This is a genomic window from Devosia sp. Soil_C_22, assembly GCF_057657195.1.
Window position 1 is genome coordinate 2,501,303 of record NZ_JBDGIY010000001.1, and the last position, 13,919, is coordinate 2,515,221.

The window sequence follows — 13,919 nt, forward strand, 5'->3', positions numbered from 1 at the left end:
GGGCCGCTGCAAAGGCCGAAGCCGAGGCTGCCGCCGCGGCTGCTGCAGCGCAGGCCCAGGAACCCGCCCCCGCCGAACAGCCGGCGCCTGCCGAGGAGCCCGCTCCCGCAGAAGCTCCCGCTGCCGAGGAACCCGCCCCGGCCGAACAGCCCGCCGGTCCGTCTGCCGACGAGCAGCAGGCCCAGTTCGTCGCCGACCTGCAGGCCGCGCTCGACGAGTATCAGGCTGCCCTCAACCAGGCCGCGTCCGGCGACTATGCCGGCGCTGTGCCCGCCGCCCAGGCCGCCGAGTCGCGCATCCTCGAGCTCTGCAAGGCCAACGGCTACCCTGATATCGCCTCGTGCATCGGCCAGGAACTGCCGCCGCTGCCCGAGCCCCCGGCCGATCAGCCCGCTCAGGAACCTGCCGCTGAACAGCCCGCCGAGCAGCCTGCTCCCGAGCAGCCGGCCGCCGATCAGGCTCCGGCTGAACAGCCGGCCGAGCAGCCCGCGGAACAGCCGACCGCGCCGCAGGGCGAAGCCGGCCCGACCGACCAGCCCGCCGATGCCGGCGTGACGGATCCGGTTGCGGCCGCGCAGGACCAGCTCGGCGTCGCGGTCGAGCTCTATAATGTCGGTGTCGGCCAGCTCGAAGCCGGCGATGCCGCCGGCCAGTCGACGATCGAGGCGGCCAACCGCCAGTTCGCCGATATCTGCGCCGCGCTCGGCAGTGCCGACGTCGCTGCCTGTCTCACCCAATATGGCATCACCCTGCCGCCCGTGCCCGAGCTTGCCGCTCCGGCCGAGCCGGCCCCGCCGCCGATCGCCGATCTGCCGGGCGCCAATGTCGAGGTGACGCCGCAGGCCATCGAGGTCCTGCCCGAAGCCGTGGCCCCCGAGACCGCTGCGCCGGTGCTCGATAGCGCCAAGGACTTCCTGATCGCCGTCGATGCCGGCCAGCCGGCTCCCGAGCCCGCGCCCGAACCGACCGAGCCTCCGCCCCCGCCGCCGACCGATGATCGTGCGGCTCAGGCCGAGATCGCCCCGGTCGAGGTCCGTTCGCTCCGGGATGTGACCGGCGAGCAGATCACGCTCGACGCGCTCCCGCCGGTGGAGGTGCCGCAGAACGTCACCATCATCAACAACGTGACCAACGTCACCAACAACAACACGGTGATCAACAACACCACCACGACCAACAACGACACCACCATCAACAATGGTGGCCGGCCGGGCGGTGATCGTCCCGGTGATGGTCGTCCGGGCCGGCCCGGCGATGGTCGCCCGGGTGATGGTCGCCCCGGCGATGGACGTCCTGGCGACGGCCGCCCCGGCGGTGGTGGCAACAACTACACGAACTCCGGCTTCATCTTCCAGATTGGCGTCAATCTGGTGATCTCGAACCCGGCCCAGGACTTCGACCGCATCCGCGAGGATGACGACGACGTCTATTACGAGCGCCTGCCCGGCGGTCGTGTGAAGGAGACCATTGAGCGCCCGAACGGCGTCGAAATCGTCACCATCCGCGATCGGTGGGGCAACGTGCTCAAGCGCTCGCGCATCATGCCCGACGGCCGTGAGTACGTGCTCGCCTACTACGACGAGGACGACTACGAGGACGAGGACTACTTCAACAACTGGCGCGACCCCGGCGAGGACCTGCCTCCCCTGCGTCTCACCATCCCGGTCCGCGACTACATCATCGACGCCGACTATGCCGACGAGGATGAGGTCGAGGATTTCTTCCGCGAGCCCCCGGTGGAGCAGGTCCGCAAGATCTACACCGTCGAGGACGTCAAGCGTTCGGCCCGTCTGCGTGACTCGGTCCGTCGTATCGAAGTGGGTAGCCTCACCTTCGACAGCGGCGCGGCCACCATCTCGCGCACCCAGGTCGGCGCCCTCAGCAAGGTGGCCAACGCCATGCTGAGCCTGCTCGAGGACAATCCGGGTGAAGTGTTCCTCATCGAGGGCCACACCGACGCCGTCGGTTCGGACCAGGCCAACCTGATCCTCTCCGATGCCCGCGCCGCCACCGTCGCCCGCATCCTCACCGACTTCTACGACGTCCCGCCCGAGAACCTGGTCACCCAGGGCTATGGCGAGCGCTACCTGAAGGTGAAGACCGACGGCAACGAGCCGCTCAACCGCCGCGTCGCGGTCAAGCGCATCACGCCGCTGATCACCGTCGCCGGCCGCGAGTAAGCGTTCGACACCATCGAGACAGGCGGGCCGGGGATTTCCCGGCCCGCTTCTTTTCTACTCAGCGTTTCCGCCCCACCGTGTTCACCGCCCCGCGGGGGTCATCCCCACGAAAGTGGGGATCTCCGTTTCGGTCGTGCCCCGCTTCCTCCTTCCCCCTCTGCGACAGTCTTGCCGCTTTGCCTCGGCCGCCGATTGCTCTAACCCTCTGCGCCCACCAGTCGACGGAGCCCCTATGCCCAAGCGTCTCGAACTCGTCATCGAAGCGGTGATCCTCGCGTCACGCTGGCTGCTCGTGCTGTTCTACCTCGGCCTCGCCATCGCGCTCGCTGTCTACGCCGTGGTGTTCGGCGGCAAGCTGATCGATTTCGTCAGCCATGCCTTCGACATCACCGATGCCGAGGCCATCCTCAAGATGCTCGGCCTCATCGACGCGGCGCTCGTCGCCAGTCTCGTCGTCATGGTCATCATCTCGGGATACGAGAACTACGTGTCGCGCTTCGACAACGAGGGCGCCGTCCACTGGCTCGGCGAGATCGACGCCGGCTCGCTCAAGATCAAGGTGGCCTCGACCATCGTCGCCATCTCCTCGATCCACCTGCTGCAGATCTTCCTCAACGTCGGCCAGCACAGTTCCGAGCACCTGATGTGGTACACGGCGATCCACATCGCCTTCGTCGTGTCGGCCCTGTTCCTCGCCTTCATCGACCGCGTCTCGGCGCAGACAAAAGGCATCGCCAAGGGGCAAAAAGCCGAGGCGAAGGCGATCGAGCCGACCGAAACATAGGGTCGACAAGGGCAAAAATAACAAGCTCCCCCAATAAGTTACCGTTGGCTGCGGAATCTTTCCCGCAATTGAACACAAACTCGGGAACGATCCGCCCCGAACCCGCGTTCTTCAGGCCATACGGTACTCAAACAAAGGAGCTTGATCATGGCTGCACCCGATCGCGATACCGTCTATTCGACCGATGACGCCAACCGGACCGTTTACACGCGTGAATCCAGCGCGACCGGCTGGTTCGTCGGCATCGTCGTAGCCCTGGCCCTGCTGGCCATCGGCTATCTGGTCTTCTCGGCCAATTCTGGTCCGTCGACTTCTTCGACGACCGTCAACAACACCCCGGCCATTGAGGCTCCGGCGACTGGTACCACTCCGATGGCTCCGGCGACCGATACGACCCCGATGGCTCCGGCTGAGCCTGCCGCCCCGGCGACCGAGACTCCGGCCCCGGCTGATGCGGCTCCTGCCGCCCCGGCTGACGCCGCTCCGGCGACCGAGACCCCGGCTCCGGCGGCCCCGGCTACTCCGTAACGGGCAGTCGACGACAAGAATAATAAATCAACTCCTGCTTCGGCCCCTCCCTCCGAAGCACCTCCAGCGCCCCGGCTTGTCCCAGCCGGGGCGTTTTTCGTGGGGCAACAGGCGACCGCACGAAGCTGCGCGTTTCTGTCATCCTTGCACCACGCCTGTGCGCTACCTAACTGCGCAACCACCACCAGAAAAGGGAGAGCGCCATGTTCAACATCGACGGCATCATGAAGGCCCTGCAGACCGACCAGAACGTCCAGAGGACGGCGATGACCGGCGCCGCGGGGCTGGCCGCAGGCATGCTGCTTTCCGGCGGAGGGCTCGGCAAGCTCGTCGGCAACGCCGCCAAGCTCGGCGCCGTCGCCGCTGTCGGCGGTCTCGCCTACACCGCCTGGCAAAAATACCAGCAGAACCAGCAGCAGTCAGGCGCCGACGCCGGCCCCGCCCCGCGCGAGGATGCCTTCGTGCCCCCGCCGCAGGCCGGCCACCAGACCGAGGAACTCGGCAAGAGCCTCGTCCGCGCCATGATCTCCGCTGCCAAGGCCGATGGCCAGATCGACGGCGAGGAGAAGGAGCGAATCTTCAAGCGCCTCGAAGCCATGCCGCTTTCGGCCGAGGAGAAGGCCTTCGTCTTCGACGAGCTGTCGAGCCCGCTCGACATGGAAGCCATCGTCGCGCGCGCTGACACGCCCGAGCACGCCGCCGAGATCTACGCTGCCTCGCTCGTCGCCATGGTCCCCGACACGGCGGCCGAACGCACCTATCTCGAAGCCCTCGCCTTCAAGCTGAAGCTGCCCGCCGGCCTCGTCGAGGAAATCCACCGCCAGGCCGGCCATCAGCCGCCGGCCCCCTCGACGACCACCGGCGCCGACGCCTACGTTCCCGCCAGCAGCGTCTGAGGTTACACGGCTGTGCGTTCTTGTGCCCGCATGAGCGCACAGCCATTTAGGGCGCTCCAACTGCTGAGGTGCCCGCCATGGAAATCGGTCTCTACTCCTTCGCCGAGAACACTCCCGACCCGCTGAATGGCGGCCACCTGCAATCCCCCGCCGAGCGCCTCCGCGACCTCCTGGAGGAGATCAGGCTCGCCGACGAGGTCGACCTCGATTTCTACGGCCTGGGCGAGCACCACCGCCCCGATTTCGTCGCCTCTGCGCCGGTGACCATCCTCGCCGCCGCCGCGGCCGTCACCAGGCGCATCCGGCTCTCCACCGCCGTCACCGTGCTGAGCTCGGACGATCCGATCCGCATCTGGCAACAGTTCTCGACCCTCGACCTCATCTCCAACGGCCGCGCCGAAATCATGGCCGGCCGCGGCTCCTTCATCGAGAGCTTCCCCCTCTTCGGCTACGAGCTCGACGACTACGACACCCTGTTCGAGGAAAAGCTCGCCGAGCTGCTGAAGATCCGCGAAGGCGGCAAGGTCGAATGGGCCGGCTCAGAGCACACCAGGCCCATCCCCGGCATCGCCATCTATCCAAAGCCGATCCAGGACCCGCTGCCGCTCTGGATCGCGGTCGGCGGCACGCCCAACTCGGTCGCCCGGGCCGCCTATTACGGCCTGCCGCTGATGCTCGCCATCATCGGCGGCAACCCCGAGGCCTTCCGCCAGTTCACCCAGCTCTACCGCATGACCGCCGAGAAAGCCGGCCATGACGCGGAGAAGCTCCCCATCGGTATCTCCTCGCACGGCTTCATCGCCGAGAACTCGCAGGACGCGCTCGATACCGCCTTCCCGGCCCACCACGAAGCCATGAGCCGCATCGGCCGCGAGCGCGGCTGGCCACCGACCACCCGCGCCCAGTTCGAAGCCGGCGCCAGCCCCTCCGGCGCTTATTTCATGGGTTCGCCACAACAGGTGATCGACAAGATCCTGATGCAGCACGAGTGGTTCCAGCACAACCGCTTCGGCCTGCAACTCAGCGTCGGCACCCTCCCCCACGCCAGGGTCATGAAGGCCATCGAACTGTTTGGCACCGTGGTGAAACCGGCGGTGAACAAGGCGCTGGGCGTCAGCTAGGTTCGCTGTGCCAACAGTTCTTCGTAGAGCGCAATGTGCCGCTCTACCATCACGTCGGTGCTGAACTCCCCTTCCATCAACTCCCGGCCGGCTTCGCCTAGCTGGCGCCGACGCGGCCCGTCGGCGAGCAGCGCCAAAATCGCCGCCCGCAGCGCCGGCACGTCGCCTGGCGGTACCAGCACACCGTTGACGCCATCGCGCACCGCCTCGGTGATACCTCCCGCCGCGGAGGCGACGATCGGCACGCCGGCCGACGACGCCTGCAGCAGCGCAACCCCCAGCCCCTCCAGCATCGCAGGATGCGCGACAAGGTCCAGGTTGCCCATCCATTTCGGCATGTCGTAGCGATGGCCAACGAGTTGCACGATGTGGCCGACGCCTGATGCAGCTAGCGCCGCCTCCACCTGGGCTCGGTCCTTGCCCTCGCCGAACACGATGACGCGCAGGTTCTGCGGGATGTCTCCCTTAAGCGCCTCGAACAGGAACCTGTGCCCCTTGCGCTGAATCAGCTGAGCGACGACGCCAATCGTCAAGGCATCCGGCGGCAGTCCGAACTCTTGCCGGAACTCCGCGCGTGACGCCGGGTGATGCCAGGGCGCTGTCTCGACCGCCGACCGGATGGTGACCAGCCGATCCTTCCGAACGCCGGCCGCAAGCATCACCTCGTGAATGGCCTCGGAAATGCAGATCACCCGCTCGTTGAGCGCACCATAGGCCCACGGGCTGAGCTTGCCTTTCGGCACGTCGTCGACCCGTCGTGACATCACGCTCGGCACCGCTGCCCACCTTGCCGCAACTGAGCCGAGAACTGCACCGCGCCGGCTGTGCAAATGCACAATGTCCGGCGCTTCATCCTTGATCAGGTCGCGCATTCGCCGGGCCAACCCGAAGTCCCAGTCCCCGCCATACGAAATGTCGCGCATCCGGATACCTTCGCCGGCGAAATTCTCGCTCAGCGGCGTGTTTGGTTCCCCGGCGACGACGCAATCGACCCCGCGCTGTGCAAGCCCCTTGACGATGTAGATGACCTGCTGAGGCCCTCCCACGAGCGTGCGGCCCATTTCAAAGTGCATGATCTTCATTACATGTCGTCCTAGGTCGCGGCTACGCTGGCAGTGCCAAAGCGTTCCGCAAGTGCTCGAGCCTGCCGATCGTTTCCTCCCTGGCGGATGTTGGAGTGGATAAGCCCGACCCTCTGCGATCCCGGCCAGTCATAAGGCGGTCCGTTTCTCGTCACCAGCGTTACCGGCGTGCCCACCTCGGCTGACATCCATTTAAGCCATAGATCGTCTGCCGTCGGAGACAACGTCAGGAACAGGTCGCGCTCGGTCACCTGCGGCGGCAAACTACGCGGCGGATACAACACGCCACCATATCCGGTCGGCATCAATGGCCCGTCTAGGGGCGAAGAGGCATTGTACCAGGACCGATAAGGCTGCGGCATACCGTCTTCGCCAAACTGCATTACTCGCGCGCGGTGACATACGATGGTTCCAGGAGCCCGCAACGCACCCCCCACAAGCTCGGCCAGCCACTCCCGTGGATAGTATCGATCGTCATCGGCGGTAACGATAAAGGCCTCCGGAAAGGCCTCGAGCGCAGGGATGATTTTCTTGTAAGGCTTGAGGTCTTCGCACTCGCGGATTTCCAGCCCGTTGTCTCGAAGCGCAAGGACATCGGCGGGAAGCCTCTCGATGTCACCAAATGTGAGCCATAAGACGATGCGGTCGGCACCTATCGACTGGCTCAGCAAACTTTTGACCGTCAGCGAGAGCGTCCTAAAGCGCGGCGGATAAGACGTTAGGGAGATCACGAGCTGATCGCTCAAACCATGCCGAGCTAACGCCGGCGTGGGAGGATTCCGCGTAAGCTTTGCTGCTTTGACGCGCGAATGGATCGAGCGACGGAGCTTCTCCCACCAGAGCCTGTACCGCGACTTGCGCGGAGGACGTAAGCCTCTACTCATGGCGATGATAGCGGGCTTTCATATGACGCAGTTCACTCACAAGTACTTCGGCCTACGAAGGCTCGTGATTACTGCAGAGATCATGGCCTTGGCGTCGAGCCAGGCTTCTGCGGCGGCATTTGCCGGCACCGGCGCGACGTCAGGCCATACCAGTCCCGTCATCTTCGCATAGCGCCACCACTCTTCCCCCTTCCACACGCCTTGGCTTTTCCAGGGCTTGTTAGCCCCAGTGTAGTGAACCACCCATTGCTCTGCGCGCTGCTTGGCCAACTCATCACGCAGTGCCAACGGTACCAAGTGCCGCCATCGATACTGAGGACGCGAATGTGTCCAGCTATGAACGTTCCAGCGGGTGTCGAGGAAGCGCATACGCCCGATCATGAGGGCGTTGATGATACTCTGGTCGACATACATCCAGTGCTCGTCTCGCTCCTGGTGCATGTGCGCCGCTTTAGCGGCAAAATCCATGTCCCTTAGCCTGTCGAGGTCCATAAGGAGCAACCCAGTATTGACGTACTGCGGCTTTCCCAGGTCCATGCCCAGCGACAGCAGGTGATCCCTGAACGCGTGCCTACCTCTCAGCTCCTTCCTGACGAGCTTTTGATAGATGCCGATGTCCACCGCCGCCGCCATGGCGGCATCACCAAGGTCCGTATTCCAGAGCTCCTCAATATCTCGAACGACTATTAGGTCGGCGTCGAGGTAGATAAGCCGCGACAGATGTGGAAGTACGGTGGGCAACAGGGTACGCAGCAGTGAAGCAACGCTGACATGCCCCGCCTTCGTCAGCGCAGAGAATGGATTGTCGACCTTCAGCGTCACAACGTTCGTTTGGCGCCAACTCGCAACCTCTTTGTCGACGATATCGTCATCCTGCGCGTGCAGAATATAGAAACGCACGGATTCCGGCCGTGCTGCATTGGCTAAGATAGAGGCGATCACAACTGCGACCTGCCGAAGGTATCCACGGTCGACCGCAAAGGCGACGTGTATCTCATCGGCCATCGCCATCCCCTATCTCAAAATACGTCTCCAAGCCCTACCCCACCCTACTTCCCGCTACGCTTGATACTCTTGATCGCCATCGGCGGCACGCCGGATTTTTCCGAGATGGCCTGGTCCTGGTCCATGATGAAGGTCTTGGCCGGCTCGTCGCCGTCCAGCCCGCCCAGCATGTCCGCCGGCACCTTGCGGTTTGAGCGCTGGCTGCCATCCTCGTAGACGATGTCGAACAACACGAATTCCGCCCGCGGGCTGGGTTTCTTGGCCATGTCGAAAATCTCCGGCCGAAGGGCCTCGGCCGCGCTATCCGCGGCCCGGCTTCGGCGTCTGTGTGTATATTCAGGTCGCGCGGAAGATCGCGTCGCCCTGCTCGTCGATGATCTGGCGGCCCTTGGCCAGCGCGAAGGTCACCACGTCCTCCTTGGAGGAGAAGCGGTCGGCGCGCACGAACTGGTAGCTCTTGGTCTCGTCGTCGAACGCCTTTTCGATGGTTCCGGCCAGCTGGTACTCGCTGCCCACCATCATGGTGATCGCCTTGACGGTATAGCCCTTGTAGCTCTCCTCGCCGACGACGGCGGGTTCGATCGACTTGGGGGCCGAGTTGCCGCCACCGCCGAATAGAGTCTTCCAGAACGACATGTCGTGCTCCCCGTCTGCTGCGGATAGGCTTTAGGCTGCGCGGCCGGCTTTGTCCACCGCCCCTAGCCCCGCTCGACCGGCTGCCGCAGCAAGCCCAGCTTCTGCATCGTCTCCTGCTCGTCCTCGTGGCTGATGAACAGGATGATTTTCGGCGTCTCGCCGGTGAGTTGCACCAGGTAGCTCACGTCGAACTCCACCGGCTTGTTCAGCGTCTCGAACGTCACGCCCCAGTGGATCGTCACCATCACGTAGTCCTTGCCGAACCACGTTTCCTTCATCGACAGCGCCTCGGCCGATTTCTGCCCGACGCTGCGATAGAACTCCGCCGCCTTGCCGGCATTCTTCAGGAACGCCTCGCGCTTCTGCGAGATGACTCCCTTGGGCCCCGCCGCGATGAAATCGTCGGCATAGAGCTGCGCCGTGTCCTGCAGCGCCAGCGCGCTGAACGACTTGCCATACTCAGCAAAGAGCGCCTCGACCCGCTTGTCCATGACCGTCCTCCTTGCTTGAGCAACGGCTGACGGCCGGACCGTGTTCCAAAACGAAAGGGCCGCTCACGCGGTCCTCTCGATCAGTTGTCGAGGAAGCTGCGGAGCTTCCGGCTGCGGCTCGGGTGCTTGAGCTTGCGCAGCGCCTTGGCCTCGATCTGCCGGATACGCTCGCGCGTCACGGAGAACTGCTGACCCACCTCTTCGAGCGTGTGGTCGGTATTCATGCCGATGCCGAAGCGCATGCGCAGCACGCGTTCCTCGCGCGGCGTCAGCGACGCCAGCACGCGCGTCGTGGTCTCGCGCAGGTTGGACTGGATCGCCGCGTCGATCGGCTGGATCGCGTTCACGTCCGGGATGAAATCGCCCAGGTTGCTATCCTCCTCGTCGCCGATCGGCGTCTCGAGGCTGATCGGCTCCTTGGCGATCTTGAGCACCTTGCGCACCTTGTCGAGGGGCATCTGCAGCTTCTCGCTGAGCTCCTCGGGCGTCGGCTCGCGGCCGATCTCGTGCAGCATCTGGCGCGACGTGCGGACGATCTTGTTGATCGTCTCGATCATGTGCACCGGGATACGGATGGTGCGCGCCTGGTCGGCGATCGAGCGGGTGATCGCCTGCCGGATCCACCACGTGGCATAGGTCGAGAACTTGTAGCCGCGGCGGTACTCGAACTTGTCCACCGCCTTCATCAGGCCAATGTTGCCTTCCTGAATGAGATCAAGGAACTGCAGGCCGCGGTTCGTGTACTTCTTAGCGATCGAGATCACGAGGCGGAGGTTGGCTTCCACCATCTCCTTCTTGGCGATCGCGGCTTCGCGCTCGCCCTTCTGCACCTTGTGGACGATACGGCGATACTCGGCGATATCGAGGCCGGTTTCGGTGGCAAGCGTGGTGATCTCGCTGCGGATCTCGTTGATCGTGTCGACTTCGCGCTTGGCGAACTCGACCCAGCCCTTGCCGTCGAGACCGGAGATCGTGCCGACCCAGTCCTGATCCAGCTCGCTGCCATAATGCGCCTTGAGGAAGTCCTCGCGCTTGACCCCATAGCTCTCGGCGAGACGCAGCAGCCGGCCCTCGAAGCGCACCAGGCGCTTGTTGATGTCGTAGAGCTGTTCGACCAGGCTCTCGATACGGCCTTGGTTGAGGCTCAGCGACTTCACGTCGGTGATCACTTCGGCCCGCAGGCCTTCGAGCTTCTTGAGATCGGCCGCGCTCGCCGGAGCCGCGCCCGCAAGCCGGTCCTCGGCGTGCTGGTCCTGCAGCTTGCGCATCTTGCCGTAGGCATCGGCGATGCGGTCGAACGTCGCCACCACCTGCGGCTTCAGCTCGGCTTCCATGGCCGAAAGCGACAGCGAGTTTTCGAAATCGTCGTCCTCTTCCTCGACCGGATCCTGCGGGGCCTCGGGCTCCTCGGGCACGTAGTCGTCATCGTCGTCGCCGCTCGAAGCGCGCTTGGGCGCGGGCTTGGCCGCAGCCTTGGGCTCTTCCTTCTTTTCGGGCGGACGCTGAATCTCGGAATGGATCACCGGCGCCGCCTGCTTGGCGTCGGGACCGGCATAGGTGGCCTCGAGATCGATGATGTCGCGCAGCAGGATTTCGGCGTTCGCCAGCTGGTCGCGCCAGATGATGATGGCCTGGAAGGTCAGCGGGCTCTCGCACAGGCCCTCGATCATCGTTTCGCGGCCGGCCTCGATGCGCTTGGCGATGGCGATTTCGCCCTCGCGGCTGAGCAGTTCCACCGAGCCCATTTCGCGCAGGTACATGCGCACCGGATCATCGGTCCGGTCGCTGCCTTCGCGGGTGTTGGACTTGGAGGCGACCGCCGTGCCGGTGCGCTCGGCGACCTCGGTCGAATCTTCCTCGGCGTTGTCGGGCTCGGCCTCTTCGACCTCGTCCTCGTCGACGACGTTGATGCCCATGTCCGAGAACATCGCCATGATGTCCTCGATCTGCTCGGAGGTGACCTCCTCCGAGGGCAGCACGGCGTTCAGCTCTTCATAGGTGACATAACCGCGCTTCTTGGCGGTCTTGATCAGCTTCTTTACGGCCGCATCGGATAGGTCGAGCAGCGGCCCATCTGGAGCCTCGCCGCCGGCGCCCTGCGCCACTTCCGGCTTTTCTACGTCTTCGGATTTCTGCTTGGTCGCTGCCTTGGTGGCCATCTAGCTTGCTGCTCCGGGCGTCCGGTCGGGAGGGCGCCGATAGTCGTTACGTGGTCGCGGCTTGAAACATCGTAAAGGGAACGTATTGCGCGACAGTTTCGCTTCTGTCGTCACATGTCCGTCAACGGGTGATTCGCTGATAAACGAATTCGCGCGTACCCGCCGCTTCCTCAAAAGCTGCGTGTCGCGCGTCCCGATAACGAACCAAACCCTTCAATCAATGCCTCTGTGCCATCCACAGTGGTGATTTGGTTCTGGATGTCCCGCAGCCGTTCAAAGGTTTCTTCGCTCGGGTCGTCGCCCAGCGCCACTTCGGCTGCTTTCAGGGCCTTATTTAGCTCAACAGATTTCGAATGCAAGGCCAGCGCGTGCCTTAAGCCGATTTCCGTATCCGGATCAGCCACCTCCGCCCCGCACTGCCACACCCCCTGCCGCGCCAGCAGAAGCTCCATTTTTTCAATGGATTCGCCAAAACCCCGGGCGCCGAGAGCCGCGCGCAACGCCTCGGCCGAAATGTCGTGGTCGCGCGTCACGAGGTCGAGCAGCGCGCTGAGCAGCCCCCGCGAGGTCGGCGACGCGAGTTCCAGCTCTGCCAGTGATTCGAGCCGGCTGTCCGCAAGCGCCGGATGGTTGATCAGCGACATCAGGATCGTCGCCTCGCGCGGCGTCGCATCCACGCCCCGGCCCGGTTTCAGCAGTCGCGAGTTGCGCAACGTGTCCGACACCACCGCACGCGGACCGCCCCGGCTGCCGGTCGCAGCATAAGGCCCGCCGCGCGCCCCATTCCACGGCCGCCCACCCTGCCGGCCGCCACCGCGCCCCTGCCGCTCGTCCCAGCGCGGCGCCCGCACCGGCGCAAAGAACGCCGAGAGCTTCTCGTCGAACGCCTGCATGTAGTGCCGCTTCACCGAGGCTTCGCCGATGGCGTTGGCTCGCGCCCTCAGCCGCGCCTCGAGCGCCGCCCGCGCCTCCGGCGTCTCCGGCACCATCCCACCTTCGGTTTCGATGCTCCAGATCACGTCCGACAGCGAGCGCGCCCGGTCGATCACGTCGGCGAACGCCCCGCGCCCCTCCGCCTTGATCAGGTCGTCCGGATCCTGCCCCTCCGGCAGCGTCGCGATCTTCACCGTCCGCCCCGGCTGCAGCTGCGGCAGTACCAGCTCGGTGACGCGCGCCACCGCGCGCTGCCCGGCTGCATCGCCGTCAAAGCACAGGATCGGCTCGTCGCTCATCCGCCATAAGAGCTGCAGATGCTCCTCGGTCATCGCCGTACCCATCGGAGCCACCGTACCCTCGAACCCCGCCATCACCGCCGCGATCACGTCGAGATAACCCTCGACCACGATCACCCGCTGCCCGCCACGCGCCGCCTCCTTGGCCGTCTGCCCGTTGTAGAGGTTGAGCCGCTTCTTGAAGAGCTCCGTCTCCGGCGAGTTGAGATATTTTGCCGGCACGTCCGGCGACAGCGCCCGCCCGCCAAACGCAATCACCCGTCCGCGATAGTCGGTGATCGGGAACATCACCCGGTTGCGGAACCGGTCGTACGGCAGCGGGCTTTCCTCGCGCACCACCACCAGCCCGGTATCGACCATCTCCTGCGCCGACACGCCGTTCGCCGCCAGATGCTCCTTCAGCCCGTTGCTGCTGTCCGGCGCGTAGCCGATCCGGAACCGCGTCTGCGCCGTGGCGCTCACCCCGCGCTCATGCAGGTAGCCGCGCGCCCGCGCCCCGATATTATGGCCTAGGGCCGCCTGAAAATACTGGGTCGCGATTTCCATCACGTCGAACAGCGAGCGGCGCGCTTCCTGCCGCTTCTCCTCGCGCTCGTCACGCGCCGGCATCGGCACCCCGGCCATGCCGGCCAGCTTCTCCACCGCCTCGGGAAAGCTCATCCCCGCCTTCTCGGTCAAAAAGCGGAAATGGTCGCCGGTCACCCCGCAGCCGAAGCAGTGATAGATGCCGCGCCGGTCATCGGCATGGAAGCTCGGGCTTTTCTCGCCGTGAAACGGGCAGCACGCCCAGTAGTCGCCGCGGTTCGGCTGGCTCTTGCGCTTGTCCCACAGCACATGCTCACCCACCACCTGCGAGATGGGAAGCCGCTGCCGGATCTCGTCGAGGAAGCCGTCGGAAAAGCGCATGGCTGATAAGTAAGC

General features: G+C 64.8%; 13 protein-coding genes. 5 read left to right on the forward strand and 8 right to left on the reverse strand.

The window, feature by feature from the left end; genetic code table 11:
• The 5 genes from AC3A6I_RS12105 to AC3A6I_RS12125 all read left to right on the forward strand — a co-directional run.
• A partial coding sequence (locus tag AC3A6I_RS12105; RefSeq protein WP_487543963.1) for an OmpA family protein occupies positions 1 to 2,180 on the forward strand: 2,180 nt, incomplete at its 5' end.
• A gap of 232 nt (positions 2,181 to 2,412) precedes the next feature.
• A complete protein-coding gene (locus AC3A6I_RS12110; RefSeq protein ID WP_487543964.1) occupies positions 2,413 to 2,964 on the forward strand; it encodes a TIGR00645 family protein in 552 nt (183 codons plus the stop codon).
• Between the two features lie 147 nt (positions 2,965 to 3,111).
• The gene (locus tag AC3A6I_RS12115) at positions 3,112 to 3,492 is read left to right on the forward strand and encodes a hypothetical protein (protein WP_487543965.1); all 381 of its coding nucleotides are present in this window, start codon (positions 3,112 to 3,114) and stop codon (positions 3,490 to 3,492) included.
• 203 nt (positions 3,493 to 3,695) lie between these two features.
• Positions 3,696 to 4,388 (forward strand): tellurite resistance TerB family protein, encoded by a 693-nt coding sequence (locus AC3A6I_RS12120; RefSeq protein ID WP_487543966.1) that lies wholly within the window; start codon positions 3,696 to 3,698, stop codon positions 4,386 to 4,388.
• A 77-nt stretch (positions 4,389 to 4,465) separates the two neighbouring features.
• On the forward strand, positions 4,466 to 5,509 hold the full coding sequence (locus AC3A6I_RS12125) for an LLM class flavin-dependent oxidoreductase (RefSeq protein ID WP_487543967.1): 1,044 nt from the start codon (positions 4,466 to 4,468) through the stop codon (positions 5,507 to 5,509).
• On the opposite strand, the gene AC3A6I_RS12130 is transcribed toward AC3A6I_RS12125, so the two are convergent.
• The 8 genes from AC3A6I_RS12130 to dnaG form a co-directional block, all read right to left on the reverse strand.
• Entirely contained in the window at positions 5,506 to 6,591 is a 1,086-nt protein-coding gene (locus AC3A6I_RS12130; protein WP_487543969.1) for a glycosyltransferase family 4 protein, read from the reverse strand. The two genes, AC3A6I_RS12125 and AC3A6I_RS12130, sit on opposite strands and share 4 nt — an antisense overlap.
• An 11-nt stretch (positions 6,592 to 6,602) precedes the next feature.
• Complete coding sequence (locus AC3A6I_RS12135; RefSeq protein ID WP_487543970.1) at positions 6,603 to 7,337, reverse strand: hypothetical protein; 735 nt, start codon at positions 7,335 to 7,337, stop codon at positions 6,603 to 6,605.
• 174 nt (positions 7,338 to 7,511) lie between these two features.
• The gene (locus AC3A6I_RS12140; protein WP_487543972.1) at positions 7,512 to 8,480 is read right to left on the reverse strand and encodes a glycosyltransferase family 8 protein; all 969 of its coding nucleotides are present in this window, start codon (positions 8,478 to 8,480) and stop codon (positions 7,512 to 7,514) included.
• A gap of 44 nt (positions 8,481 to 8,524) precedes the next feature.
• Positions 8,525 to 8,746, reverse strand: a complete 222-nt coding sequence (locus AC3A6I_RS12145) for a hypothetical protein (RefSeq protein ID WP_487543973.1) — start codon at positions 8,744 to 8,746, stop codon at positions 8,525 to 8,527.
• Positions 8,747 to 8,816: 70 nt separating this feature from the next.
• Complete coding sequence (locus AC3A6I_RS12150; protein ID WP_487543974.1) at positions 8,817 to 9,116, reverse strand: HlyU family transcriptional regulator; 300 nt, start codon at positions 9,114 to 9,116, stop codon at positions 8,817 to 8,819.
• Positions 9,117 to 9,178: 62 nt separating this feature from the next.
• On the reverse strand, positions 9,179 to 9,607 hold the full coding sequence (locus tag AC3A6I_RS12155) for a DUF6841 family protein (RefSeq protein WP_487543975.1): 429 nt from the start codon (positions 9,605 to 9,607) through the stop codon (positions 9,179 to 9,181).
• An 80-nt stretch (positions 9,608 to 9,687) separates the two neighbouring features.
• The gene (gene rpoD / locus AC3A6I_RS12160) at positions 9,688 to 11,766 is read right to left on the reverse strand and encodes an RNA polymerase sigma factor RpoD (protein WP_487543976.1); all 2,079 of its coding nucleotides are present in this window, start codon (positions 11,764 to 11,766) and stop codon (positions 9,688 to 9,690) included.
• 170 nt (positions 11,767 to 11,936) lie between these two features.
• Positions 11,937 to 13,904 carry a DNA primase gene (gene dnaG / locus AC3A6I_RS12165; RefSeq protein ID WP_487543977.1) on the reverse strand — a complete coding sequence of 656 codons (1,968 nt, stop codon included), beginning with the start codon at positions 13,902 to 13,904 and terminating at the stop codon, positions 11,937 to 11,939.
• Positions 13,905 to 13,919: the final 15 nt, after the last annotated feature.